The 22,986-nt window shown below is 53.1% G+C and carries 19 protein-coding genes; 7 read left to right on the top strand and 12 right to left on the bottom strand.

Going from position 1 to position 22,986, the window contains the following annotated elements; translation table 11 throughout:
• Window positions 1–50 precede the first annotated feature (50 nt).
• The gene (locus tag KQJ19_RS11155; protein WP_003826594.1) at window positions 51–419 is read right to left on the bottom strand and encodes a diacylglycerol kinase; all 369 of its coding nucleotides are present in this window, start codon (window positions 417–419) and stop codon (window positions 51–53) included.
• Window positions 420–590: 171 nt separating this feature from the next.
• Here KQJ19_RS11155 and plsB point away from each other — a divergent pair, with 171 nt between their 5' ends.
• The gene (plsB, locus tag KQJ19_RS11150) at window positions 591–3,011 is read left to right on the top strand and encodes a glycerol-3-phosphate 1-O-acyltransferase PlsB (protein ID WP_016155442.1); all 2,421 of its coding nucleotides are present in this window, start codon (window positions 591–593) and stop codon (window positions 3,009–3,011) included.
• Window positions 3,012–3,071: 60 nt separating this feature from the next.
• On the opposite strand, the gene ubiA is transcribed toward plsB, so the two are convergent.
• The 5 genes from ubiA to malK all read right to left on the bottom strand — a co-directional run bounded on the left by ubiA (window position 3,072) and on the right by malK (window position 8,341).
• Window positions 3,072–3,944 carry a 4-hydroxybenzoate octaprenyltransferase gene (gene ubiA / locus KQJ19_RS11145; protein ID WP_003826589.1) on the bottom strand — a complete coding sequence of 291 codons (873 nt, stop codon included), beginning with the start codon at window positions 3,942–3,944 and terminating at the stop codon, window positions 3,072–3,074.
• A gap of 13 nt (window positions 3,945–3,957) precedes the next feature.
• Window positions 3,958–4,455 carry a chorismate lyase gene (gene ubiC / locus KQJ19_RS11140; protein ID WP_016155346.1) on the bottom strand — a complete coding sequence of 166 codons (498 nt, stop codon included), beginning with the start codon at window positions 4,453–4,455 and terminating at the stop codon, window positions 3,958–3,960.
• A gap of 180 nt (window positions 4,456–4,635) precedes the next feature.
• On the bottom strand, window positions 4,636–5,583 hold the full coding sequence (gene malM / locus KQJ19_RS11135) for a maltose operon protein MalM (protein ID WP_016155345.1): 948 nt from the start codon (window positions 5,581–5,583) through the stop codon (window positions 4,636–4,638).
• Between the two features lie 113 nt (window positions 5,584–5,696).
• Window positions 5,697–7,055 carry a maltoporin gene (locus KQJ19_RS11130; protein ID WP_016155344.1) on the bottom strand — a complete coding sequence of 453 codons (1,359 nt, stop codon included), beginning with the start codon at window positions 7,053–7,055 and terminating at the stop codon, window positions 5,697–5,699.
• A 176-nt stretch (window positions 7,056–7,231) separates the two neighbouring features.
• The gene (gene malK, locus KQJ19_RS11125; protein ID WP_016155343.1) at window positions 7,232–8,341 is read right to left on the bottom strand and encodes a maltose/maltodextrin ABC transporter ATP-binding protein MalK; all 1,110 of its coding nucleotides are present in this window, start codon (window positions 8,339–8,341) and stop codon (window positions 7,232–7,234) included.
• A 359-nt stretch (window positions 8,342–8,700) separates the two neighbouring features.
• Here malK and malE point away from each other — a divergent pair, with 359 nt between their 5' ends.
• The 4 genes from malE (at window position 8,701) to xylE (ending at window position 14,328) form a co-directional block, all read left to right on the top strand.
• Window positions 8,701–9,891: a maltose/maltodextrin ABC transporter substrate-binding protein MalE gene (gene malE, locus KQJ19_RS11120; protein WP_016155342.1), complete on the top strand. Its 1,191-nt coding sequence runs from the start codon at window positions 8,701–8,703 to the stop codon at window positions 9,889–9,891.
• Window positions 9,892–10,078: 187 nt separating this feature from the next.
• Window positions 10,079–11,623: a maltose ABC transporter permease MalF gene (gene malF, locus KQJ19_RS11115; RefSeq protein ID WP_204552548.1), complete on the top strand. Its 1,545-nt coding sequence runs from the start codon at window positions 10,079–10,081 to the stop codon at window positions 11,621–11,623.
• Between the two features lie 14 nt (window positions 11,624–11,637).
• Window positions 11,638–12,528, top strand: coding sequence for a maltose ABC transporter permease MalG (gene malG / locus KQJ19_RS11110; RefSeq protein WP_016155340.1), 891 nt, complete (start codon window positions 11,638–11,640; stop codon window positions 12,526–12,528).
• Window positions 12,529–12,852: 324 nt separating this feature from the next.
• Window positions 12,853–14,328, top strand: a complete 1,476-nt coding sequence (gene xylE, locus KQJ19_RS11105; protein WP_047499539.1) for a D-xylose transporter XylE — start codon at window positions 12,853–12,855, stop codon at window positions 14,326–14,328.
• 45 nt (window positions 14,329–14,373) lie between these two features.
• Here xylE and psiE read toward each other — a convergent pair whose 3' ends face one another.
• Window positions 14,374–14,784 carry a phosphate-starvation-inducible protein PsiE gene (gene psiE / locus KQJ19_RS11100; protein WP_003031674.1) on the bottom strand — a complete coding sequence of 137 codons (411 nt, stop codon included), beginning with the start codon at window positions 14,782–14,784 and terminating at the stop codon, window positions 14,374–14,376.
• Between the two features lie 135 nt (window positions 14,785–14,919).
• Here psiE and KQJ19_RS11095 point away from each other — a divergent pair, with 135 nt between their 5' ends.
• Window positions 14,920–15,375, top strand: a complete 456-nt coding sequence (locus KQJ19_RS11095; RefSeq protein ID WP_161784581.1) for an acyltransferase — start codon at window positions 14,920–14,922, stop codon at window positions 15,373–15,375.
• Between the two features lie 34 nt (window positions 15,376–15,409).
• On the opposite strand, the gene KQJ19_RS11090 is transcribed toward KQJ19_RS11095, so the two are convergent.
• From KQJ19_RS11090 to pgi, 5 genes are all read right to left on the bottom strand, one after another.
• Window positions 15,410–17,506, bottom strand: coding sequence for a YjbH domain-containing protein (locus KQJ19_RS11090; protein WP_216403659.1), 2,097 nt, complete (start codon window positions 17,504–17,506; stop codon window positions 15,410–15,412).
• Window positions 17,506–18,243 (bottom strand): capsule biosynthesis GfcC family protein, encoded by a 738-nt coding sequence (locus KQJ19_RS11085; RefSeq protein WP_141876094.1) that lies wholly within the window; start codon window positions 18,241–18,243, stop codon window positions 17,506–17,508. The genes KQJ19_RS11090 and KQJ19_RS11085 overlap by 1 nt, the downstream gene beginning before the upstream one ends.
• Window positions 18,240–18,878, bottom strand: a complete 639-nt coding sequence (locus KQJ19_RS11080; protein ID WP_115191106.1) for a YjbF family lipoprotein — start codon at window positions 18,876–18,878, stop codon at window positions 18,240–18,242. The genes KQJ19_RS11085 and KQJ19_RS11080 overlap by 4 nt, the downstream gene beginning before the upstream one ends.
• 63 nt (window positions 18,879–18,941) lie before the next feature.
• Window positions 18,942–19,184 carry an exopolysaccharide production protein YjbE gene (yjbE, locus tag KQJ19_RS11075; RefSeq protein ID WP_016155435.1) on the bottom strand — a complete coding sequence of 81 codons (243 nt, stop codon included), beginning with the start codon at window positions 19,182–19,184 and terminating at the stop codon, window positions 18,942–18,944.
• 469 nt (window positions 19,185–19,653) lie between these two features.
• Window positions 19,654–21,300 (bottom strand): glucose-6-phosphate isomerase, encoded by a 1,647-nt coding sequence (gene pgi, locus KQJ19_RS11070; RefSeq protein ID WP_047499535.1) that lies wholly within the window; start codon window positions 21,298–21,300, stop codon window positions 19,654–19,656.
• A 302-nt stretch (window positions 21,301–21,602) separates the two neighbouring features.
• On the opposite strand from pgi, the gene lysC reads away from it, so the two are divergent.
• On the top strand, window positions 21,603–22,952 hold the full coding sequence (lysC, locus tag KQJ19_RS11065; RefSeq protein ID WP_016155333.1) for a lysine-sensitive aspartokinase 3: 1,350 nt from the start codon (window positions 21,603–21,605) through the stop codon (window positions 22,950–22,952).
• Window positions 22,953–22,986 lie beyond the last annotated feature (34 nt).

Below are 22,986 nucleotides of genomic sequence, written 5' to 3'. Positions count from 1 at the left end.
GGAACCGCAAACTGCACAAAAAACAGGAGATTTATGCAGTTGTGGAATCTTTATCGCAAATGCGACCACAACAGGATGCCCCAGGTGATCAGAGCGACAAAAATAGACAGCAATACCGCTGCCGAGCCCATATCTTTCGCCCGACCGGAAAGTTCGTGATACTCAGAGCCAATACGGTCAACCACCGCCTCAATCGCACTGTTGAGGATTTCAACGATCATCACCAGCATCACGGAACCAATCAACAGCACGCGGGTAATGGCGTCGACGTCCAGCCAGCAGGCGATGGCTACGCCCAACAGTACGGCAACGCTTTCCTGGCGGAATGCCGCCTCATTGATCCATGCGGCGCGAAAACCTTTCCAGGAATAGCCTGCAGCTTTGATAATTCGGGTGAATCCAGTGGTATTATTGGCCATCAAAAAGAACCTTTTTACATTATTAGCGTCAATGTCATTGTAACGTTACCCCGTTTGTTTCAGGGTGTGGCAAAGCAGCGCGAAGTATGACCGGATACACCAGAAATTCACTAAACTTTCTGATATCCTTGCAGCGCATTTGCATTATTAACCAGAGGCTTTACATCGTTTATGTCCGGCTGGCCACGAATTTACTACAAATTACTGAATTTACCATTAAGCGTCCTGGTAAAAAGCAAGTCTATTCCGGCAGAACCTGCCCCGGAATTGGGGCTCGATACTTCGCGTCCCATTATGTACGTCCTACCGTACAACTCAAAAGCAGACTTGCTGACGCTGCGTGCCCAATGTCTGGTGCACGATCTCCCGGATCCCCTGGAACCGCTGGAGATAGACGGAACTCTGCTGCCGCGCTACGTGTTTATTCACGGCGGCCCGCGCGTGTTCACCTATTACACGCCGAAAGAAGAGTCCATTAAGCTGTTCCATAACTATCTCGACTTGCATCGCAGCAATCCAGACCTGGATGTGCAAATGGTGCCGGTTTCGGTGATGTTTGGCCGCGCGCCTGGGCGTGAAAAAGGCGAGGTCAATCCGCCGCTGCGCATGCTGAACGGCGTACAGAAATTCTTTGCTGTGTCCTGGCTGGGTCGCGACAGTTTTGTCCGCTTCTCCCCATCGGTCTCCCTGCGTCGCATGGCGGACGAACACGGTACGGATAAAATCATCGCTCAGAAGCTGGCTCGCGTGGCGCGCATGCACTTTGCTCGTCAGCGTCTGGCCGCAGTCGGCCCGCGCCTCCCTGCCCGCCAGGACCTGTTCAATAAACTGCTGGCCTCAAAAGCTATCGCTCGCGCGGTAGAAGATGAAGCGCGCAGTAAAAAAATCTCCCACGAAAAAGCGCAGCAAAATGCCATTGCGCTGATGGAAGAGATTGCCGCCAACTTCTCCTACGAGATGATTCGTCTGACAGACCGTATTCTGGGCTTTACCTGGAACCGTCTGTATCAGGGGATTAACGTTCACAATGCGGAGCGTGTACGTCAGTTGGCGCACGATGGGCACGAAATCGTCTATGTTCCGTGCCACCGCAGCCATATGGACTATATGCTGCTGTCGTACGTTCTGTACCACCAGGGGCTGGTTCCGCCGCACATCGCTGCCGGTATCAACCTGAACTTCTGGCCAGCAGGTCCGATTTTCCGTCGTCTGGGCGCGTTCTTTATTCGTCGTACCTTCAAGGGCAACAAGCTCTATTCCACCGTTTTCCGCGAATACCTGGGCGAGTTGTTCAGCCGCGGCTACTCGGTTGAATACTTTGTCGAAGGAGGCCGTTCACGTACCGGGCGTCTGCTCGACCCGAAAACCGGCACGCTGTCGATGACCATTCAGGCGATGCTGCGCGGCGGTACGCGTCCGATTACCCTCGTCCCCATCTACATCGGCTACGAGCACGTAATGGAAGTGGGCACGTACGCGAAAGAGCTGCGTGGCGCGACGAAAGAGAAAGAGAGTTTGCCGCAAATGCTGCGTGGCTTGAGCAAGCTGCGTAATCTGGGTCAGGGTTATGTCAACTTTGGCGAACCGATGCCATTGATGACTTACCTCAACCAGCATGTACCGGAGTGGCGTGAATCGATCGATCCTATCGAGTCCATCCGTCCGGCCTGGCTGACGCCGACGGTAAATAGCATTGCCGCCGATCTGATGGTACGCATTAACAATGCAGGCGCGGCCAATGCCATGAACCTGTGCTGTACCGCGCTGTTGGCCTCCCGCCAGCGCTCTCTGACCCGTGAGCAACTGACTGAACAGCTCGACTGCTATCTGAGTCTGCTGCGCAACGTGCCGTATGCGGCAGATTGTACGGTTCCTGCGCAGAGCGCCAGTGAATTGATCGACCACGCCTTACAGATGAATAAGTTTGAGGTCGAGAAAGACACCATCGGTGACATCATCATTCTGCCGCGCGAGCAGGCGGTATTGATGACGTATTACCGCAACAACATTGCGCATATGCTGGTTCTGCCTTCGTTGATGGCAGCCATTGTGACTCAGCATCGTCGTATTTCTCGCGCCGCGCTACAGCAGCATATTGATGCGCTGTACCCGATGCTGAAAGCAGAGCTGTTCTTACGTTGGGAGCGTGATGAACTCGCCGGAGTGATTGACGAACTGGCCAGCGAAATGCAGCGCCAGGGACTGATCGCCCTGAACGATGACGAACTGCATATCAATCCGGCCCGCTCTCGTACGCTACAGCTGTTGGCGGCGGGTGCTCGCGAGACGTTGCAACGCTACGCCATTACCTTCTGGCTGCTGAGCGCGAACCCGTCTATCAACCGTGGCACACTGGAGAAAGAGAGCCGCACCGTGGCGCAACGCCTCTCCGTACTGCACGGCATTAACGCGCCGGAATTCTTCGATAAAGCCGTGTTCAGCTCTCTGGTGCTGACGCTGCGTGACGAGGGATTCATCAGCGATACCGGAGATGCCGAACCGGAAGAGACGATGAAGATCTATCAGATGTTGGCCGAACTGGTCACGTCAGATGTGCGTCTGACCATCGAGAGCGCCACACAGGGCGAGTAAGCATAAAAAAACCGGTCGAAATGAAATGACCGGTTTTTTATTTTGCAGGCTAAGCCAAACTCAAAAATGCCAGTAGCTCATCGCCAGCCCTAAGAACAGCACCAGACCGACGTAGTTATTGTTCATAAACGCTTTAAAACAGGCATCACGCTCGCGATTGACGATCAGTTTCTGCTGATATACAAACAGCGCGCCAGCCACCAGCAGAGACCAGTAATAACCCAGTCCCAGCCCGTTTAGCCAACCCACCAGCGCCATCAGCACCAGTACGCCCACCTGCAGGATACCAATGATCAGCTTGTCGTTTTGACCGAACAGAATCGCAGTCGATTTAATGCCGATCTTCAGGTCATCATCGCGGTCAACCATCGCATACTGCGTGTCGTAGGCCACCGCCCAGAGAATATTGGCGAGGAACATCAGCCAGCAGCTCAGCGGTACGGACTCGCTCACGGCGGCGAACGCCATCGGGATCGACCAGCCAAACGCCGCCCCCAGCACCACCTGCGGCAGGTGCGTATAGCGTTTCATGAACGGGTAAACCCACGCCAGCGCTAACGCCGCAACGGACAACAAAATGGTCATCGTGTTGAGCGTCAAAACCAGCAGGAAGGCCAGCAGTACCAATACGACGAACAGCGTTCGGGCCTCTTTTTCAGTGACGGCCCCGCTCGGCAGCGGTCGATTTGCGGTGCGTTTAACGTGTCCGTCAAATTTCCTGTCGGCATAATCATTCACCACGCAGCCGGCGGCGCGCATTAACCAAACGCCAGCGACAAAAACCGCCAGGATCCACAATTGCGGCATGCCTGGGGTTGCCACCCACAATGCCCACAGCGTAGGCCAGAGCAGCAGTAAGGCACCGATTGGCTTATCCGTACGCATCAAGCGGTGAAATGCCAGCAGCTTATTCTGCGTCAGACTCCACTCCATCTTTATCTTCCTCTCAGTACAACGGCGATGCAGGTAGAAAAAGCTCGGTAAGCATCAGCGGCTTACCGCTCAGCCGCAGGCGGGAACGGCGCCCCCACAGCGCTGCATCGCGGCCAATCTCAATAAAATCTCGGGTCAATGTCGATGATGTAAACAGGTAACGTCCGAGCGGGGTTTTCCCCAGATTTTGTAAGGCCAGCTCAGGGCCGCACAAGGTTGATTCAGGCACCACGGTCCGCCCGGCAAGCCAGGGTTCACCATCCGCGCATAACAGGATCTCACGTAACCAATAACGGGACTCTTTAGGCAGCAGCGGCAGCTCTTCAGGCACCTCATTTTGCCCAACGAATGCTTCGCGAATCAACGTTACGGTGACCTGTTTTCCCTGCTGCTCAAAACGTTTAGTCATGGAATCTTCCAGTAACAACCAGTCGAGCAGTTGGGCGTCCAGCGCCGGGATCGCATCAAAATAACGCAGCGCACGCAGTTGCGTTAACGCAGGGTGTGGCATGCCTTACTCTCCGATTTATAACTTGAAGGCATTGTATCGCAGAAAATGCATTACGGGGTGAGCAAACACAATTAAGTGATCGCCAGAGCAACATAAGTGTAACAATTAGCACCGAAGGATAAAAAAAGGTGCGCCAGGAGACGCACCAGTTGTTGCAAAATCAACAATGCGGGGCGATGTTTACCCCTTGCCTTTTACACTGCTGATAAAGGTGGATCGGGCAGATTTGGATCCCAGACGCTCAGCTTCATCAAGCAGCTTCAGCGCTTTATCGACATCGCCTTTCGCAACGGCATCCTTAATGCCCTGGTTAAAATAACTTTCCGTGTCGTTCAGCATCGGCTCACTTTTCTTCACCGGTTGTGGCGCTGGAGCAGCAACGGCTGCTGCCGGAGCCGCATAGGTCACCGCAGGCGCGGCGGTATTGCCCACCGTGACAGGACCAGGGCCGGATGAGCCAAACAGCGGCCCGACCAGAACACTGGAGGAGGAGCTGGTTTTGACTTTCAGTTTCAGTAAACCGTCGGTGGTATGACGGGCGATCGGGTCTGGAATATCCGGAATAGCGTTACCTACGCCCTTGGCATAGGCTTTTGCCGGGTCAAGCAGGGTTGTGGTCTGCTGGAGATCTTTATCAGTGGTAAAGACCAAAACATAGAGTTTTTGCTGACCCAGCGCTGGCGTCAGACGCATTACTCCTTCCAGACGATCGGCACTCATCACGCCGGGCTCCTGGTAGGTAAAATAGCTGCTGGGGAAGAACGCAGATGGCGTCATGTTTTGGTCAAGAATTAATACGTTTGGCGCAAATACGCTGGTTTGTTTATTCACTTCACTGGACAGCGTCAGGGTGAGTTCGCCAATATTCGCCGGGACGCTATACGCAGCGACCGGGCCGGTAATACCGGCGACATCCAGACGCTGACCCGCTGTCGCAAGCGGCGAAGACTGGGTTTTGGATTGATCAACAGGCGTCCAGGTTAACTGCTGCAGCGCCGCAGTGGGAATAGATGGGGCCGCGGTGGTGTTCTGCGGAACAATATTCACATCGGCCAGGCTGATGCCAGGAGCGCTGGCAAATAACCCTGCAGATAAACAAAGGGCAACGAGACTTTTCTTCATTTTCATTGTTATCACCTCAGATAGCATGGGTTCAGCGGTGGCCAGGCAATAGCGCGCTAAACCGTAATCAAGAGGGGCTTGCGCCCCTCTTTCGGTCTTTACGTCAGGTTAGTGCTGAATTACCACCAGATTTCCATCTGGGCACCGAAGGACCACTCATCGTTGTCGCCACGGCTGGTTGTGCTGAGGCCAGAGTTCGTTGCCGCTGCGAATTTGGTTACGTCGTTACCATTTTTGATGTAACCCCACTCTTCATCCCATTTTGCATAGGTTGCGAAGACGCGGATTGCCGGACGAGACCAGATGCTGTCACCCGCCTGCCATTGTTGGGCCAGGGTGATTTTGTACTGGCTGTTGCGATCGCTGGTCTGCTGAGATTTGACGTTGTCGTAACCGACTTCCAGCAGGGTGCTCATGATTGGCGTCCATTTATACATCGGGCGAATACCGACGGTGTACCATTCGGTCCCCAGGTCGTTATCCATGTCGAGGTTCTGGTACATACCGACGTACATCAGGTCCCACTTGTCGCCCAGGGAGATTGCACCGTGGTCCAGCACGCGGAACAGGCTACCGTTGTTATTCACAACGTTGTTGGCATAGTTGGTTTTAACGCCAGTAACGGGATCTTCAATGGTCGTAGTGGAAGAACCATAAGAACCCTGGTTCAGGCCTTTGCCCTGGGTGGTCATGGAATCTGTGGCGTACTGAACGACAAACTTGTTGTAGCCCTTCAGCATGCTCTGGGTATGTTCAGCGGTGAACATCCAACCATCTTTAGATGCGCCGTCCGCCAGCCTGTAATCATCGGTGGTATTCGCGCGACCATAGTCAACGCCCAGTTCCAACATCCCATCCGGGTTAGTTGCCAACTGCGCTAAACGAACGTCAAATACATCGTTCGCGGTGTCTTTGGTACGATCATAGATATTCTGGCTGCTGAAAGCGTATGAACCACCCGCTTCCTGTGAACGGCTCGCTGCCAAAGACAGTTTACCGAAGCCCAGATCGATGTTTTCAATACCGGCGCCAGGACCTGAAATATCCCAGTAGTAGAAGTCGATCATGTGTACGTCATGACGCTGGTAGAAGCGCTTACCGGCCCAGATAGTGGAGCCTGGCAGCCATTCGATCAGGTTTTTACCCTGCACGTTAGCTTCACGGAATGCCGGGTCTGTGCCTTCCCAGTCATTCTGCTGTGCGACGGAGTAAGCAACGTTGGTGTCGAAGTAGAAGCTCTTATCGCCTTCTTTCCACACTTCCTGACCTAATTTGATTTCCGCATAGGTTTCACATTCGTTACCGAGACGGTATTTACTTTGTGCACCGGTTGCCTGGAAACACTGTTGTTCACCGCCACTCCCTGTCCAGCCAATACCGGAACGAGCGTAACCGTGGAAATCTACAGCCATTGCCTGAACAGACATAATGCCTGCTGCTACAGCAACCGCCAGAGGGAGTTTGCGCAGAGTAATCATCGTTCTATCTCCTGAGATCATTGCTTTTCTTTAAACGCGTCCCCCTTCGGGCTGCCTCTTTGTTGGCTGCGTTCTTTCACCCCAGTCGCGTACTCTTTGTACACTCTCGGGGATTCATTTACTTGCCGCCTCGATGTAGCTTCGAATGGCTTTGCGTTTCGTTTTTTATGGGGACCTTAAACGCCCGGCTCTTGATGCAACCGACGACATGCAGTGCCATCCTCACGGAACAGATGGCAACGCTCTGGCGGCAGGCCGATGGCGAATGTGGCACCCTCTTCTACCAACACCACGTCGTTCTGGCGGTAAACCAGGTTTTGACGGATGGCGGGGATCTGGATATGAATTTGAGTTTCGTGACCAAGCTGCTCGACCACCTGCACTTCACCTTCGAGGGTGACATCGGCGATATCGCTGGGCAGCAGATGTTCCGGGCGGATACCTAAAGACATGTTGGCACCAACCTGTACCGCATGGCTGTCCACTGGTAGCCATATTTGCTGGCGGTTGGGCAGTTCAACCTGCACCTGATCGATGGCCGTCCCGGTGACTTTCACCGGCAGGAAGTTCATCTTCGGCGAGCCAATAAACCCGGCAACAAAGCGGTCAGCCGGATAGTGGTATAGCTCCAGCGGTTTGCCGACCTGCGCCACGCGACCAGCATCCAGCACCACAATTTTGTCGGCCAGCGTCATCGCTTCGACCTGATCGTGGGTGACGTAAATCATCGTGCGGCCCAGACGTTTATGCAGGCGGGAGATTTCAATACGCATTTGCACACGCAGAGCGGCGTCGAGGTTCGACAGCGGTTCATCCAGCAGGAATACGCGCGGCTCGGCAACCAGCGTTCGGCCAATCGCCACACGCTGACGTTGTCCGCCGGAAAGCGCTTTCGGTTTACGCTCCAGCAGGTGCGCCAGTTGCAGAACTTCCGCGACCTGATTCACGCGCTGATTCATCACCTCTTTTTTTGCGCCAGCCAGTTTGAGGCCAAACGACATGTTTTCTGCGACGGATAAATGGGGATACAACGCGTAGGACTGAAAGACCATGCCCACGCCGCGTTCGGCGGGGGGAATGTCGTTCATCCGGGTCTCCCCGATAAACAGGTCGCCACTGGTGATGGTTTCAAGTCCGGCGATCATACGCAGCAAGGTCGACTTACCGCAGCCTGACGGTCCGACAAACACCACGAATTCCCCTTCGTGAATGTCGAGATTGATATCTTTCGATACCACCACGTCACCCCAGGCTTTCGTTACATTTCGCAGCTGTACGCTCGCCATGCCCTTCTCCCTTCGTTACAACCTGTCATCGACAGCAACATTCATGATGGGCTGACTATGCGTGATCCCTTGACTGCGTGAATCCTCCACCCCCGGCTTTTTTATGGGGGAGGAGGCGGGAGGATGAGAGAACAGCGTCTGAGACCCGGGCCGTACGCCGCGGAGGAATTTCGTGATGCAGCCTGCAAAAATCAGTGGGTTTTTATGTGCGCCAGTACGCAATACTCACATTTATGTAACACAGATCACATAAAGAGCGGGTGGGGCGTAGGGGTAAGGAGGATGGAAAGAGGTTGTCGTATAAAGAAACTAGTAACCGTTAAGCCACCTCTGCAAAATCACCAAACAGGATGGGAACTATGAAAATCAAAACTGGCGCACGCATCCTCGCATTGTCTGCATTAACGACGATGATGTTTTCCGCCTCGGCTCTCGCCAAGATTGAAGAAGGTAAGCTGGTTATCTGGATTAACGGCGACAAAGGCTATAACGGCCTCGCTGAAGTGGGCAAAAAATTCGAGAAAGACACCGGTATCAAAGTCACCATTGAGCACCCGGACAAACTGGAAGAGAAGTTCCCACAGGTTGCCGCGACTGGCGATGGCCCGGACATCATCTTCTGGGCACATGACCGTTTTGGCGGCTACGCTCAGTCTGGCCTGCTGGCTGAAATCACCCCAGATAAAGCGTTCCAGGACAAACTCTATCCGTTCACCTGGGATGCCGTACGCTATAACGGCAAACTGATTGCCTACCCGATCGCGGTTGAAGCGCTGTCGTTGATTTATAACAAAGACCTCGTTCCGAACCCGCCAAAAACATGGGAAGAAATTCCTGCACTGGATAAAGAACTGAAGGCGAAAGGAAAATCCGCGCTGATGTTCAACCTGCAAGAACCGTACTTCACCTGGCCGCTGATTGCCGCCGACGGCGGTTACGCGTTCAAGTTTGAAAACGGCAAGTACGACGTGAAAGACGTCGGCGTGGACAACGCGGGCGCAAAAGCGGGTCTGACCTTCCTGGTTGATCTGATCAAGAATAAACACATGAACGCGGATACCGATTACTCCATCGCCGAAGCGGCCTTTAACAAAGGTGACACCGCGATGACCATCAACGGTCCGTGGGCGTGGTCCAACATCGATAAGAGCAAGGTGAATTACGGCGTTGCCCTGCTGCCAACCTTCAAGGGTAAACCGTCCAAACCGTTCGTGGGCGTTCTGAGCGCAGGTATCAACGCTGCCAGCCCGAACAAAGAACTCGCAAAAGAGTTCCTCGAAAACTACCTGCTGACCGATCAGGGTCTGGATGAAGTGAATAAGGACAAACCGCTGGGCGCGGTTGCGCTGAAATCCTTCCAGGATCAGTTAGCAAAAGACCCGCGTATCGCGGCTACCATGGATAACGCCCAGAAAGGCGAGATCATGCCGAACATCCCGCAGATGTCCGCATTCTGGTATGCCGTTCGTACCGCAGTGATCAACGCTGCCAGCGGCCGTCAGACCGTCGATGCCGCGCTGAAAGATGCACAAGGTCGTATCACCAAGTAATACGGTTTCCCTTATTTCTTAGGGAATCAGGTTTATTGAATACGTTGTTACGCGAAATCAATCGCGCTACATCGAGGCGGCAAGGAGGCAAATCCCCAGGAGCTTACATAAGTAAGTGACTGGGGTGAGCTTCCGCAGCCAACAAAGAGGTAGTGCGAAGGATAAAGCGTAAAGAGGATTGATCCCCATGGATGTCATTAAAAAGAAACACTGGTGGCAAAGCGACCGGCTGAAATGGTCAGTGATGGGTCTGCTTGGGCTGCTGGTCGGTTACCTTGTTGTTTTGATGTATGCTCAGGGGGAGTACCTGTTTGCCATCATGACGCTGATTTTAAGCTCTGCTGGCCTGTATATTTTTGCTAACCGTAAAGCCTACGCCTGGCGCTATGTTTACCCAGGCGTTGCAGGGATGGGGCTGTTTGTCCTGTTTCCGCTAATTTGTACTATCGCAATTGCCTTTACCAACTACAGCAGCACCAACCAACTGACCTTTGAACGTGCTCAGGAAGTCCTGATGGACCGTTCTTATCAGGCGGGGAAAACCTACAACTTCGGCCTGTATCCGGCGGGTACGGAGTGGCAACTGGCCCTCACCGACGGAGAAACCGGCAAGAATTATCTCTCCGACGCCTTTAAATTTGGCGGCGAACAGAAACTGCAGTTGAAAGAAGCCGAGGCGCTGCCAGCGGGCGAACGTGCGACGCTGCGTATCATCACGCAAAATCGCCAGGCGTTAACCCAACTCACCGCCATCCTGCCAGATGAAAGCAAAGTGATTATGAGTTCACTGCGCCAGTTTTCCGGCACGCAGCCACTCTATACGCTCGCTGATGACGGCACGCTTACCAACAGCCAAAGCGGCGTAAAATACCGCGCCAACAACGATATTGGTTATTATCAGGCAATTAACGCTGACGGTAGCTGGGGTAGCGAAAAACTCAGCCCAGGCTATACCGTTGCCATCGGTTGGGACAACTTCGCCCGCGTATTTACCGACGAAGGCATTCAGAAACCGTTCTTCGCCATCTTTGTCTGGACGGTGGTCTTCTCCGTTCTGACCGTGATCCTCACCGTGGCCGTGGGGATGGTACTGGCCTGTCTCGTACAGTGGGAGTCTCTCAAAGGCAAAGCGATTTACCGTGTCCTGCTGATTCTGCCGTATGCCGTACCGTCGTTTATTTCGATTCTGATTTTCAAAGGGCTGTTCAACCAGAGCTTCGGTGAAATCAACATGATGCTGAGCGCGCTGTTTGGCATCAAACCGGCCTGGTTCAGCGACCCAACCACCGCGCGTTCGATGATTATTATCGTCAACACCTGGCTTGGTTACCCGTACATGATGATCCTGTGCATGGGTCTGCTTAAAGCGATCCCTGACGACCTGTATGAAGCGTCGGCGATGGATGGTGCAGGTCCGTTCCAGAACTTCTTTAAGATTACGTTGCCGCTGCTGATTAAGCCGCTGACGCCGCTGATGATCGCCAGCTTCGCCTTTAACTTTAACAACTTCGTGCTGATTCAACTGTTGACCAACGGTGGTCCAGACCGTCTTGGTACCACCACGCCAGCAGGCTATACCGACCTGCTCGTGAGCTACACCTACCGTATCGCCTTCGAAGGCGGCGGTGGTCAGGACTTCGGTCTGGCGGCGGCGATTGCCACGCTGATCTTCCTGCTGGTCGGTGCGCTGGCCATCGTGAACCTGAAAGCCACGCGTATGAAGTTTGATTAAGGGAGACAACGAACATGGCTATGGTACAACCCAAATCTCAGAAACTGCGTCTCTTAACAACGCACTTGCTGCTGCTGATTTTCATTGCAGCGATCATGTTCCCGCTGCTGATGGTTATCGCTATCTCGTTGCGTGAAGGTAACTTTGCCACCGGCAGCCTGATCCCGGAAAACATCTCCTGGGAACACTGGAAACTGGCGCTGGGCTTTAGCGTTGAGCATGCGGATGGCCGCGTGACGCCGCCGCCGTTCCCGGTGCTGTTATGGCTGTGGAACTCGGTGAAAGTAGCCACCATTACCGCGATCGGTATCGTGACGCTTTCCACCACCTGCGCTTACGCCTTTGCCCGTATGCGTTTCCCGGGCAAAGCAACCCTGCTGAAAGGGATGCTGATATTCCAGATGTTCCCGGCGGTGCTGTCTCTGGTCGCGTTGTACGCTTTGTTTGACCGCCTGGGCCAGTACATTCCGTTTATTGGTCTGAACACTCACGGCGGCGTGATCTTCGCCTATCTCGGCGGTATTGCGCTGCATGTGTGGACGATTAAGGGCTATTTCGAAACCATCGACGGTTCGCTGGAAGAAGCGGCCGCGCTGGATGGCGCAACGCCGTGGCAGGCATTCCGCCTGGTGTTGCTACCGCTTTCCGTTCCGATTCTGGCGGTCGTGTTTATTCTGTCTTTCATTGCCGCGATTACCGAAGTACCGGTCGCATCACTGCTGCTGCGTGATGTGAACAGCTATACCCTTGCGGTAGGTATGCAGCAGTACCTCAATCCACAGAACTATTTGTGGGGCGACTTTGCCGCCGCAGCTGTACTTTCAGCCATTCCGATCACTCTGGTGTTCCTGCTGGCACAGCGCTGGCTGGTCAACGGACTGACGGCGGGTGGTGTGAAAGGTTAAGTTTTACCGAAGTAACTGCCCGGCAACGGGCAATGCCACTGCAACCCTCAACTTATGTTATCCCTACCTGTGACTGTTATTCGGCGCTCTCCGGAGCGCCCTTTTTTTATGTTATTTTGCATTACGCTTACGATTATTTCCTTTCGTGCCCCCCATCACTGCAAATCAATTTTTCGCCTGAAACTCGACAAATTAAACAGAATTAAGATCACAGAAAAGACAAAACATAATTGCAATGTAAAAAATGATAATTGTCTTCCCTGCCTGTTAAATTCACCATCACCGCACTGATCAAAAGAGCTGTACCCTTTAAGGCAGGTCTGAATGAACACTCAATATAATTCCAGTTATATTTTTTCGATTACATTAGTCGCAACATTAGGAGGGTTATTATTCGGCTATGACACGGCTGTCATTTCCGGAACGGTAGAATCCTTAAATACCGTATTTGTCGCCCCACAACACTTAAGTGAGTCCGCTGCCAACTCGCTGTTAGGTTTTTGCGTCGCCAGTGCGTTGATTGGTTGCATCATCGGCGGCGCGCTGGGCGGCTATTGCAGTAACCGGTTTGGTCGTCGGGACTCGCTGAAAATCGCCGCCCTGCTGTTCTTTATTTCCGGCATTGGATCCGCCTGGCCAGAATTAGGCTTTACGACGATTAATCCAGATAACGCGGTACCTGTTTATTTAGCCGGATACGTTCCCGAATTTGTTATTTATCGCATCATTGGTGGTATTGGGGTAGGTTTAGCCTCAATGCTCTCACCAATGTATATTGCTGAACTGGCACCCGCACACATTCGTGGGAAACTGGTGTCATTTAACCAGTTCGCCATTATTTTTGGTCAACTATTGGTGTATTGCGTTAACTATTTTATCGCTCGTTCAGGTGACGCTAACTGGCTGAATACTGATGGCTGGCGATATATGTTTGCGTCCGAAAGTATTCCCGCTCTGCTATTTTTACTGCTGCTGTATACCGTACCAGAAAGCCCACGCTGGCTGATGGCGCGTGGTAGACATGAACAAGCGGAAGGTATTCTGCGCAAAATTATGGGCAGCACCCTCGCCGCCCAGGCCATACAGGAGATCAATCAGTCTCTGGAACATGGTCGTAAAACCGGCGGTCGACTGCTGATGTTTGGCGCAGGCGTTATCGTCATCGGCGTGATGCTGTCTATCTTCCAGCAATTCGTCGGTATTAACGTCGTGCTCTACTATGCCCCGGAAGTGTTTAAAACGCTGGGAGCCAGCACTGACGTGGCGCTGTTGCAGACCATTATTGTTGGCGTGATCAACCTAAGCTTTACCGTATTGGCGATCATGACGGTGGATAAATTTGGTCGCAAACCGCTGCAGATTATTGGCGCCTTAGGCATGGCCATCGGTATGTTCAGCCTCGGAACCGCCTTTTATACCCAGGCTTCCGGGCTGGTTGCGTTACTGTCGATGCTGTTTTATGTCGCCGCATTCGCCATGTCCTGGGGACCGGTTTGTTGGGTGCTGCTGGCCGAAATCTTCCCCAATGCGATTCGTGGCAAAGCGCTCGCCATTGCGGTTGCCGCGCAATGGCTGGCGAACTACTTCGTTTCCTGGACTTTCCCGATGATGGACAAAAATTCGTGGCTGATTTCCCATTTCCACAACGGTTTCTCCTACTGGATTTACGGTTGTATGGGCATTCTGGCCGCGCTGTTTATGTGGAAGTTTGTGCCGGAAACCAAAGGCAAAACGCTGGAAGAACTTGAAGAGCTGTGGGAGCCCGCAGCGGAGAAAACCCAGCCGGCCTCTGCGCAGTAATTCTTACCCAAAACACGCCGCAGCCCAATTGCGGCGTGTTGTCTTTTACTCTCGCTTCAGCCGTTTGGAATTACACAGCCACAGGGTGATCACCAGCAGCAGGATCGCCGCAGAATAGATCAGCACATCCATCGGCGCTTTATGATCGACAATGATCAACCGCACAATCGCAGTGATCCCGATATAGACAAAGTAGCGCAGCGGAAAGTGAAAACCTGACTGAAAGTACTTCACAATCAGCGCGATAAATTCAAAGTAGAGAAAGTAAACCACCAGCCCTTCCACCAGTTCATATTTGCTGGTTTGTTCCGGCGCGAATAGCACATCCGCCAGATGCAGCGTTTCTTTCCCGAGGAATACGACCAGGATCAGGCCCAGACTCAGCAACCCCAGATTCAACACGGTCTGTAAAATAGTGGAGATGAACTCCACGCGTGGACGAGATAGCGACGTCATAACAGCACCTCTTACTCAGTGGCAAGGTTCCTGTATAACGCAAAAATGTGACAGAGATCTACATTTTTTGTTTATATTTTGTGCAAGAAAGGTCAGCAGGGAATGATGAGTGCCACGACACATTTCACAGGATGAATTATGCAGCTAAGACAATCCGCTGTTCGCAACGTTACCTGCGGTGAGAACGTGGTGATCTATGAACCCGCAAATCTCTACGACTGCACATTGGGTGACAACGTTTTTGTCGGACCATTTGTTGAAATCCAGGGTAATACGCAGATTGGCGCAGACAGCAAAATTCAGTCGCACACCTTCATCTGCGAATATGTCACCCTCGGCGCCCGCTGTTTTATCGGTCACGGCGTGATGTTCGCCAACGATATGTTTCGCGAAGGAAAACCCAATGCCGACCGCAACAGTTGGGGACGTATTACGATTGGCGACGATGTCTCGATCGGTAGCGGAGCGACCATTCTGGCGGTCACTATCTGTGATGGCGTGGTCGTCGGCGCGGGAAGCGTGGTGACCAAATCGATCACCGAGAAAGGCGTGTATGCGGGAAATCCGGCAAAATTATTACGTCGTTTATAGAGCCGGATAAGCGCAGGTCCCATCCGGCCATCTATCAGCGGAAGTTTTCACTCCTGTCGCTGGTCATGTCGTACAGACCAAACTTACGTCCAAGCTGCTGGCCGCCATCGCGTGTTAACGGCGTCCAGCCAATCGCCGCACGACTGCGGGTTGGGCCTGACGAGAACAGATCCAGCGGCACAGAAACGTACACCCCTTTGGTAAAATCACCCTCTCCGTACTCATCCGGCGAGGCGTCGGTGATGGTCGCATAGCCGCCCACCACTACGCCGCTGTCAAAGCGTTTCGCCACTTCCAGCGTTCCGCCCTTATCCCCCGCCAGATACTGCCCCACGCTGGCTTTCACCAGTACATCCTGGGCGAACGAAGGATTCCAGTAAGCCGTCAAATGCCCGGTCTTCACGCTGTAGTCGGTGAACTTCATCATGTCCTGCGCGCTGCGCCAGTCACGCTGTTTCACGTAGTTGGCGTCAACACCAAACGCCCAGTTGCTGTCCAGCGGGCGATACAGCACTTCTGCCCCCGCTCCGCCGTACATAGTTTCCAGATAGCCCCCGTAAACCTGTCCGTAGAACCCGTTTCCGAGTGACTGGAAGTAGTTGGCCTGCAGGTTATTCACGTAGACATCGTTTTGCACATACTCACGCACATGGGTACGCACGCGTGGTAAATGCGAATCCTGCGGCGGGTTGGTGTAGTTAAACTTGTCATAGTTATTGGCGAGGTTGGCGAACAAACTCCCGGTGGTCAGCAGATGATCGGTAACCCACAAATCCGCCGTTCCCATCACGCCCAACTGATACATATAGAAGTTTTCCGGGCCGCCCACCGACTGATTTAGCACTGGATCGATGTGGAAATTGAAGCGTGACTTATCAATATACCAGCCCTGCTCGGTCGTTTTCGGTACCTCGGGTTCGACGCGTTTTTGTGCCAGCTGAGTTTCATGGCCCAACGGCTCGCCTTCCAGATGGCGCTTGAGGCTGGAAACCTCCGTTTCGGTCGTCACCTGCGGCAAGTTAAGGCGGTTTTCCGTAATGCGGATCGTGCGGATCCCATCGGGAAGATCGTTCATCACGATCCGGTTAGCACGCTCGATCCCTTCGCGCGAATCACGGTATTTCACCTGTTCACCCGTCACATACAGCGTATCGCCCTGCACCTGAATTTTAGGATCCGCCAGCCCGGCATTATATTTCAGCAGCGTTAACTGATTCGCCACCACCGAATGTTGCAGGATGGCATCCTGCGGCTGTGGTTGATATTTCGGGCGGGTATTGTCGTTATAGTTTGGTCGCAGATCGTTAAAGTTAGTCCGCAGCGTGACCCCAAACATCAAGGTGTTCCCGCGCTCATAGCTGAGGTTAACGTCGGCCCAATCGGTGACGCGATAAATAGCGCCGACGTTAAACTTGCTCTTCTGCTCCAACTTGCCGGCAAAATCCTGCTGGTAATTATTACCTTCATACTCCAGTTTCAGGCGCAGCGGCTGCCAGGGAGTCTGATACTCTACGCCGCCAAACAGCGACGCCGGGCCGTGGAACATCTGGCTACCGTCAATAGAACCGGCCTGCTTGTAGCTGTTATCGCGATGGCAGAATTTATCACTGTATGAGCAAAACGGATTGCTAACGTTGCCGCTGGTCCCGAGATATCCCCAGCCAAGGCCGAGAGAGAAATCAAACGGGCCCCAGGCTTTGTTCGCCACCACATACTCCGCATCAAACAGTCCGGTACCACCGATATCCCGCGCGCCAACCGCCACCTGCGGCATCCAGTAGCTCTCTTCCCACAGGCGAAGTTTGAGATCAAAAGCCTTATCTTTATAAGTCTGATCGCCAGAAAACGACTCCACGCCGCTGTATTTTTTGGTACGCACATCGGTATAGCGCAGGGTAGTTTCCAGCCAGGGGAAGAGTTGTACCGACGCAGAGTAGTAACGGTATTGATCGTTATCGCGGTAGTTAAGGCTCATTTCGCCTTCACGCGCCATGCGTGCGGTTGGGGTTTGCAGCAGTCCCACGCCGCCAAAATCCGACTGGGAAGGTCCAATGGGCGCGGGCCAGGTTTCACCGTGGCAGGCAACGCTTACGCCCAGCGCCAGTAAGCTGAGCAGATAAGTTTTTCTCATTATTCGGGTATCCGCTGGGTCAGGGTGCGAAGAATGTCGGCATTGATTTCATCCGGGGTGCTGCGCCAGACAGCATCAGAGAGCCCGACAAAAATGATGCTGCCGGGCATCGGCTCAACGTGACGTTTGTTCCAGTAGGCGACCGGGACTTTTTGCGTGCGTCCGTCGGGATAGATGACCCAGGCGTAGCTACGATCTGCGCCGCTGAGCCGACGTTGCCCATCGAGATAGCTGGCGATATCGCGCCCGGGTATAAACGGTTGTTTACCCGGATGACTAAGCAGGCCAAACAGCGTTATATCCGTTGGCTGCGGCCCGACCCACAACGTGTAATTGCCCTGCAACGGCGGGTTGCCTCGCTCACTGACGCGCACAACATCCGGGTCGAGATTAATCTTCTGTCTGCCGGTCACCTTCAGCGCCTGAATTTGCTGGCGCAATGCGTTGATAGCCGCGGCATCGTCACCACTTTCTTCAGCGCTGAGCATCGCCAGACGAGCCAGTAATGCCTGCTGCTGACGCTCTGCTTCCGTCGTTGCCCGCTCTTCGCTGATAACCGCTCCTGGCCACCAGCTATTACTCAACCGCGGCTGCCCAACCAGGTCGAGCAGATGTTCGGCCCCGGTCAACGTCTTTGGCTCTTCGCTGGCGGAGGTAAAGACCTTAACGCTACCCGCAGCAAAAACTGACGCTGCGCTCAGGCTCAATAGCAGCGCCACAACGGCTCGTTTCATCATGATTTTGCCGCCTTAATCAGCGTGGTTTTCACCGGGAAGTAACGTGCGCCAAGATACTGTTCCGATTGGCGAATCTGCCCTTCGCTGTCGATCCAGTAGCGGTTATGCCAGCGCGTTTGATCGGTGGTGACTTCTTCGTCAAGGATTCGTACTGGCGTATCTTCGCTACCAACCTTAATGGTGTCAGTGCCATCCCATTCGAAAACCGAGTGGGCGGTGGCATAGCGCACCTGCTGATGTTCGGTCCAGCCCATCGTGCGGGTCCACGTTGCCCCATCGACTATCTGGTTTGGTTTGATGAGCGGATCTGCCGCGAGATTATTCACCTCGATCAGGTTATCCCCGCCGAGATGCGTTTTCACCATGCGCCCAGACTGCGTGACGAGAATGGCCCGATCCTGAGTCACCCATTTCTGCTGTCCGTTTTCCGCGAACGCGAGTACCACAAACAGTTGTGGGCCGCCGTTGAGCTGCATGTACTGGCTGGCGTAGGGCATGTTTTTGATTTCATCGTCTGTCATCTGTACGCCGGGAGTACCAAACACGCTATCCCATAGCGAATGACCCAGCCCTTCGGTGGTGGCTGAGCACGCCTGCAATAACAGGCAAACCATTATCAGCGCTGGTCGCTTCACGACATTTCTCCGCAGCGGCAAAATAACCACACCGAAGTGTGGTTAGAATTAAACGTACCGGTATTACTGGGTACTGGTAGTTGTGGTGGTTGTGGTTCCGGTGTTAGAACCATCGCCGCCACCGGTTGCCGCAAGGGCAACCCCCACCGCAGAACTTACGGTGCTCGCGCTGGTTGCGGAGGAACTTCCTGCCGAAACCGACGCGGCAGCCGACCCTGCAGCCTCACCCACCTGAACGGGGGCAGCATAGACAGAAGTCGCCGCAAGCGCAGATATAGCCCAAAGGCCATACAGAACTTTTTTCATCACAAATTCCCTTCATTGTATGAATGGAGATTTACCCAAAAGAATTTCGGGCGAGATCGAGTATACACAAGCCAAAGTGTGCAAATTACGCCAGGCGGGAATTTAGGATAATTAGATAGCAAGAAATAAAATGATTAACGTAAGATAATTAATTCAATATAATCATAAATTTAAAATACAAAAACAAAAACACAACATCCGGTAATTCTGAAAAAACCAGAAACACGATAACGTTGAATGAATTATTTTAGGATTAAGCTCAATAAAGGTGTAAAGCAAAAGCGTAGATATTCGGGAGCCAGATTATAAAAAAGCCGATATTAATATCGGCTTTTTTTATAAGTAATCTGCAAATTCATTCGAATTGCAGCAAGGCGGCAAGATCGTTAATCCCCGGGAGCATAGATAGCTATGCGACCGGGGTTAACGAACGCAGCCAACACCGCTGCGGCTCGAAGGAAGAAGCAGATTAACGCCAGGACTTATAACGGTTAATCAAACCGTTAGTTGAGCAATCATGGCTGGTGATTTCTTTATCATCATTCAGCTCTGGCAGAATGCGATTCGCCAGCTGTTTGCCCAGCTCAACGCCCCACTGGTCAAAGGTGAAGATATTCAGGATCGCGCCCTGAGTGAAGATTTTGTGCTCGTACAGCGCAATCAGCGCACCCAGGCTGAACGGTGTGATTTCGCGCAGCAGGATGGAGTTAGTTGGACGGTTACCTTCGAACACTTTGAACGGCACAACGTGGTCAAGCGTTGCCGGATCTTTACCCTGGTCGCGGTATTCCTGCTCAACCACTTCACGAGATTTACCAAAAGCCAGCGCTTCGGTCTGGGCGAAGAAGTTAGACAGCAGTTTCGGATGGTGATCCGACAGCGGGTTGTGGGTGATTGCCGGAGCGATGAAATCGCACGGAACCATTTTGGTACCCTGGTGAATCAGCTGGTAGAACGCATGCTGACCGTTAGTACCCGGCTCACCCCAGATGATTGGGCCTGTCTGGTAATCCACCGCATTGCCGTTACGGTCAACGTATTTACCGTTGGATTCCATATTGCCCTGCTGGAAGTAGGCCGCGAAACGGTGCATATACTGGTCGTACGGCAGAATCGCTTCGGTTTCAGCACCGAAGAAATTGTTGTACCAGATACCGATCAGCGCCAACAGCACCGGCAGGTTTTTCTCCGCCGGAGTGGTGGAGAAGTGTTTGTCCATGGCGTGCGCGCCAGAAAGCAGCTCAACAAAGTTGTCGAAGCCCACAGAAAGGATGATGGACAGACCGATTGCAGACCACAGGGAGTAACGACCGCCAACCCAGTCCCAGAACTCGAACATATTGGCGGTATCAATACCGAACTCGCCAACCGCTTTACCGTTAGTGGAGAGAGCTGCGAAGTGCTTGGCAACGTGCTTGTTGTCGCCAGCGGTCGCCAGGAACCAGTCGCGCGCGCTGTGGGCGTTAGTCATGGTTTCCTGAGTGGTGAAGGTTTTGGAAGCGACCAGGAACAGCGTAGTCTCCGGATTCACTTTCTTCAGCACTTCGGCAATGTGCGTACCATCGACGTTAGACACAAAGTGCATGTTCAGGTGATTTTTGTACGGGCGCAGCGCTTCGGTCACCATGAACGGGCCGAGGTCTGAACCGCCGATACCGATGTTCACGACATCAGTAATGGCTTTACCGGTATAGCCTTTCCAGCTTCCGGAGATAATCGCTTCAGAGAAGGATTTCATCTTCTCAAGCACCGCGTTCACTTCCGGCATCACATCTTTGCCGTCAACGATGATTGGAGTGTTGCTACGGTTGCGCAGCGCCACGTGCAGCACGGCACGGTCTTCAGTGCGGTTAATTTTCTCACCGGAGAACATGGACTTGATGGCGCCTGCCAAATCGGTCTCTTTCGCCAGATTCTGCAGTTTAGCCAGCGTCTCTTCAGTGATGCGGTTTTTGGAGAAATCCACCAGCATCAGATCGTCAAACGTAGCGGAAAATTTAGCGAAACGATCGCTATCTTTCGCGAACAGATCCGCGATAGTAACGTCTTTCATCTCTTCAAAGTGTTTTTGTAGTGCCTGCCAGGCTGAGGTCTGCGTTGGATTGATGTTTTTCATTAGCAATACTCTTCTGATTTTGAGAATTGTGACTGAGATCGATTGTAACGCCAGTCACAGAAAAGTGTGATTGTTTTAATGCCATCGCCCTTGTATCCATCGAACCAGGGTAAAAAGTATAGATGTTATAAGCGCTGTTACTGAACGGAAACGCAGCATGAAAAATCCGCATAATCCCAGCGTTGACAGTGCAAGCTACACATTTTATTTATAAATACGGTATTTGCATTTGCGCCTGCACCGGTTTTCGTTCTGCCTTATGTGCCATGGTCGCTCTATTCATTCCCTGACACGAGGTAGTTATGACTGATGTAGTTGTCTCCAAGTTTGGCGGTACCAGCGTGGCGGATTTTGATGCCATGAATCGCAGCGCTGATGTGGTACTTTCTGATGCTAACGTCCGTGTAGTGGTACTTTCCGCTTCCGCTGGAATTACCAACCTGCTGGTCGCACTGGCTGAAGGGCTGGAGCCAACCGAGCGCTTCGAAAAACTCGACGCCATTCGTCAAATTCAGTTCAATATTCTGGAACGCCTGCGTTATCCGAACGTAATTCGTGAAGAGATTGAACGTCTGCTGGAAAACATCACCACGCTGGCAGAAGCGGCGTCACTGGCGACCTCAACCGCCCTGACCGACGAACTGGTCAGCCACGGTGAACTGATGTCCACCCTGTTGTTCGTCGAAATCCTGCGTGAACGCAACGTGCAAGCGCAGTGGTTTGACGTGCGTAAAGTGATGCGCACCAACGATCGTTTTGGTCGCGCAGAACCCGACGTCGCGGCGCTGGCTGAACTGGCAACGCTTCAGTTGGCCCCGCGTCTGAGCGAAGGTCTGGTAATCACTCAGGGTTTTATCGGCAGCGAAGGCAAAGGCCGCACCACCACGTTGGGGCGCGGCGGTAGCGATTATACAGCCGCCCTGCTGGCCGAAGCGCTGCACGCAACGCGCGTCGATATCTGGACCGATGTTCCAGGCATTTACACTACCGATCCGCGCGTTGTTCCTGCTGCGCAGCGTATTGATGAAATCGCCTTTGAAGAGGCCGCGGAAATGGCGACCTTTGGCGCGAAAGTGCTGCACCCGGCAACCCTGTTGCCGGCCGTACGTAGCGATATCCCGGTATTTGTTGGCTCCAGCAAGGATCCAAAAGCAGGCGGTACGCTGGTCTGCAATAAAACCGCGAATCCACCGCTGTTCCGTGCGCTGGCGCTACGCCGTAAGCAGACGCTGCTGACGCTGCATAGCCTGAATATGCTGCACTCTCGCGGCTTTTTAGCAGAAGTGTTCGGCATCCTTGCACGCCACAATATCTCGGTAGATTTAATTACCACATCTGAAGTCAGCGTAGCGCTGACGCTGGATACCACCGGTTCAACCTCCACCGGCGATACGCTGTTAACGCAGTCTCTGCTGATGGAACTGTCTGCCCTGTGCCGGGTTGAAGTCGAAGAAGGCCTGGCGTTGGTGGCGTTGATTGGCAACGACCTGTCCAAAGCCTGCGGCGTGGGTAAAGAGGTGTTTGGTGTACTGGAGCCGTTCAACATCCGCATGATTTGCTACGGCGCGTCCAGCCATAACCTGTGCTTCCTGGTGCCCGGTAGCGAAGCCGAACAGGTGGTACAGAAGCTGCACCATAATTTGTTTGAATAATATTTCATCACGCGATAAACAATAACTATAGCCG

The organism is Citrobacter sp. S46_ASV_140 (assembly GCF_018919545.1).
GTDB lineage: Bacteria > Pseudomonadota > Gammaproteobacteria > Enterobacterales > Enterobacteriaceae > Citrobacter > Citrobacter braakii.
Note: the sequence above shows the minus strand (reverse complement) of the source record. Positions and strands in the feature narration are given on the sequence as shown.

Coding starts and splice junctions, on each gene's coding strand:
- xylE (WP_047499539.1), top strand. CDS start 12,853: ATGAACACTCAATATAATTCCAGTTATATTTTTTCGATTACATTAGTC.
- malF (WP_204552548.1), top strand. CDS start 10,079: ATGGATGTCATTAAAAAGAAACACTGGTGGCAAAGCGACCGGCTGAAA.
- KQJ19_RS11085 (WP_141876094.1), bottom strand. CDS start 18,243: ATGATGAAACGAGCCGTTGTGGCGCTGCTATTGAGCCTGAGCGCAGCG.
- yjbE (WP_016155435.1), bottom strand. CDS start 19,184: ATGAAAAAAGTTCTGTATGGCCTTTGGGCTATATCTGCGCTTGCGGCG.
- ubiC (WP_016155346.1), bottom strand. CDS start 4,455: ATGCCACACCCTGCGTTAACGCAACTGCGTGCGCTGCGTTATTTTGAT.
- KQJ19_RS11130 (WP_016155344.1), bottom strand. CDS start 7,055: ATGATTACTCTGCGCAAACTCCCTCTGGCGGTTGCTGTAGCAGCAGGC.
- ubiA (WP_003826589.1), bottom strand. CDS start 3,944: ATGGAGTGGAGTCTGACGCAGAATAAGCTGCTGGCATTTCACCGCTTG.
- plsB (WP_016155442.1), top strand. CDS start 591: ATGTCCGGCTGGCCACGAATTTACTACAAATTACTGAATTTACCATTA.
- malE (WP_016155342.1), top strand. CDS start 8,701: ATGAAAATCAAAACTGGCGCACGCATCCTCGCATTGTCTGCATTAACG.
- lysC (WP_016155333.1), top strand. CDS start 21,603: ATGACTGATGTAGTTGTCTCCAAGTTTGGCGGTACCAGCGTGGCGGAT.
- KQJ19_RS11090 (WP_216403659.1), bottom strand. CDS start 17,506: ATGAGAAAAACTTATCTGCTCAGCTTACTGGCGCTGGGCGTAAGCGTT.
- malK (WP_016155343.1), bottom strand. CDS start 8,341: ATGGCGAGCGTACAGCTGCGAAATGTAACGAAAGCCTGGGGTGACGTG.
- malG (WP_016155340.1), top strand. CDS start 11,638: ATGGCTATGGTACAACCCAAATCTCAGAAACTGCGTCTCTTAACAACG.
- pgi (WP_047499535.1), bottom strand. CDS start 21,300: ATGAAAAACATCAATCCAACGCAGACCTCAGCCTGGCAGGCACTACAA.
- KQJ19_RS11155 (WP_003826594.1), bottom strand. CDS start 419: ATGGCCAATAATACCACTGGATTCACCCGAATTATCAAAGCTGCAGGC.
- malM (WP_016155345.1), bottom strand. CDS start 5,583: ATGAAAATGAAGAAAAGTCTCGTTGCCCTTTGTTTATCTGCAGGGTTA.
- psiE (WP_003031674.1), bottom strand. CDS start 14,784: ATGACGTCGCTATCTCGTCCACGCGTGGAGTTCATCTCCACTATTTTA.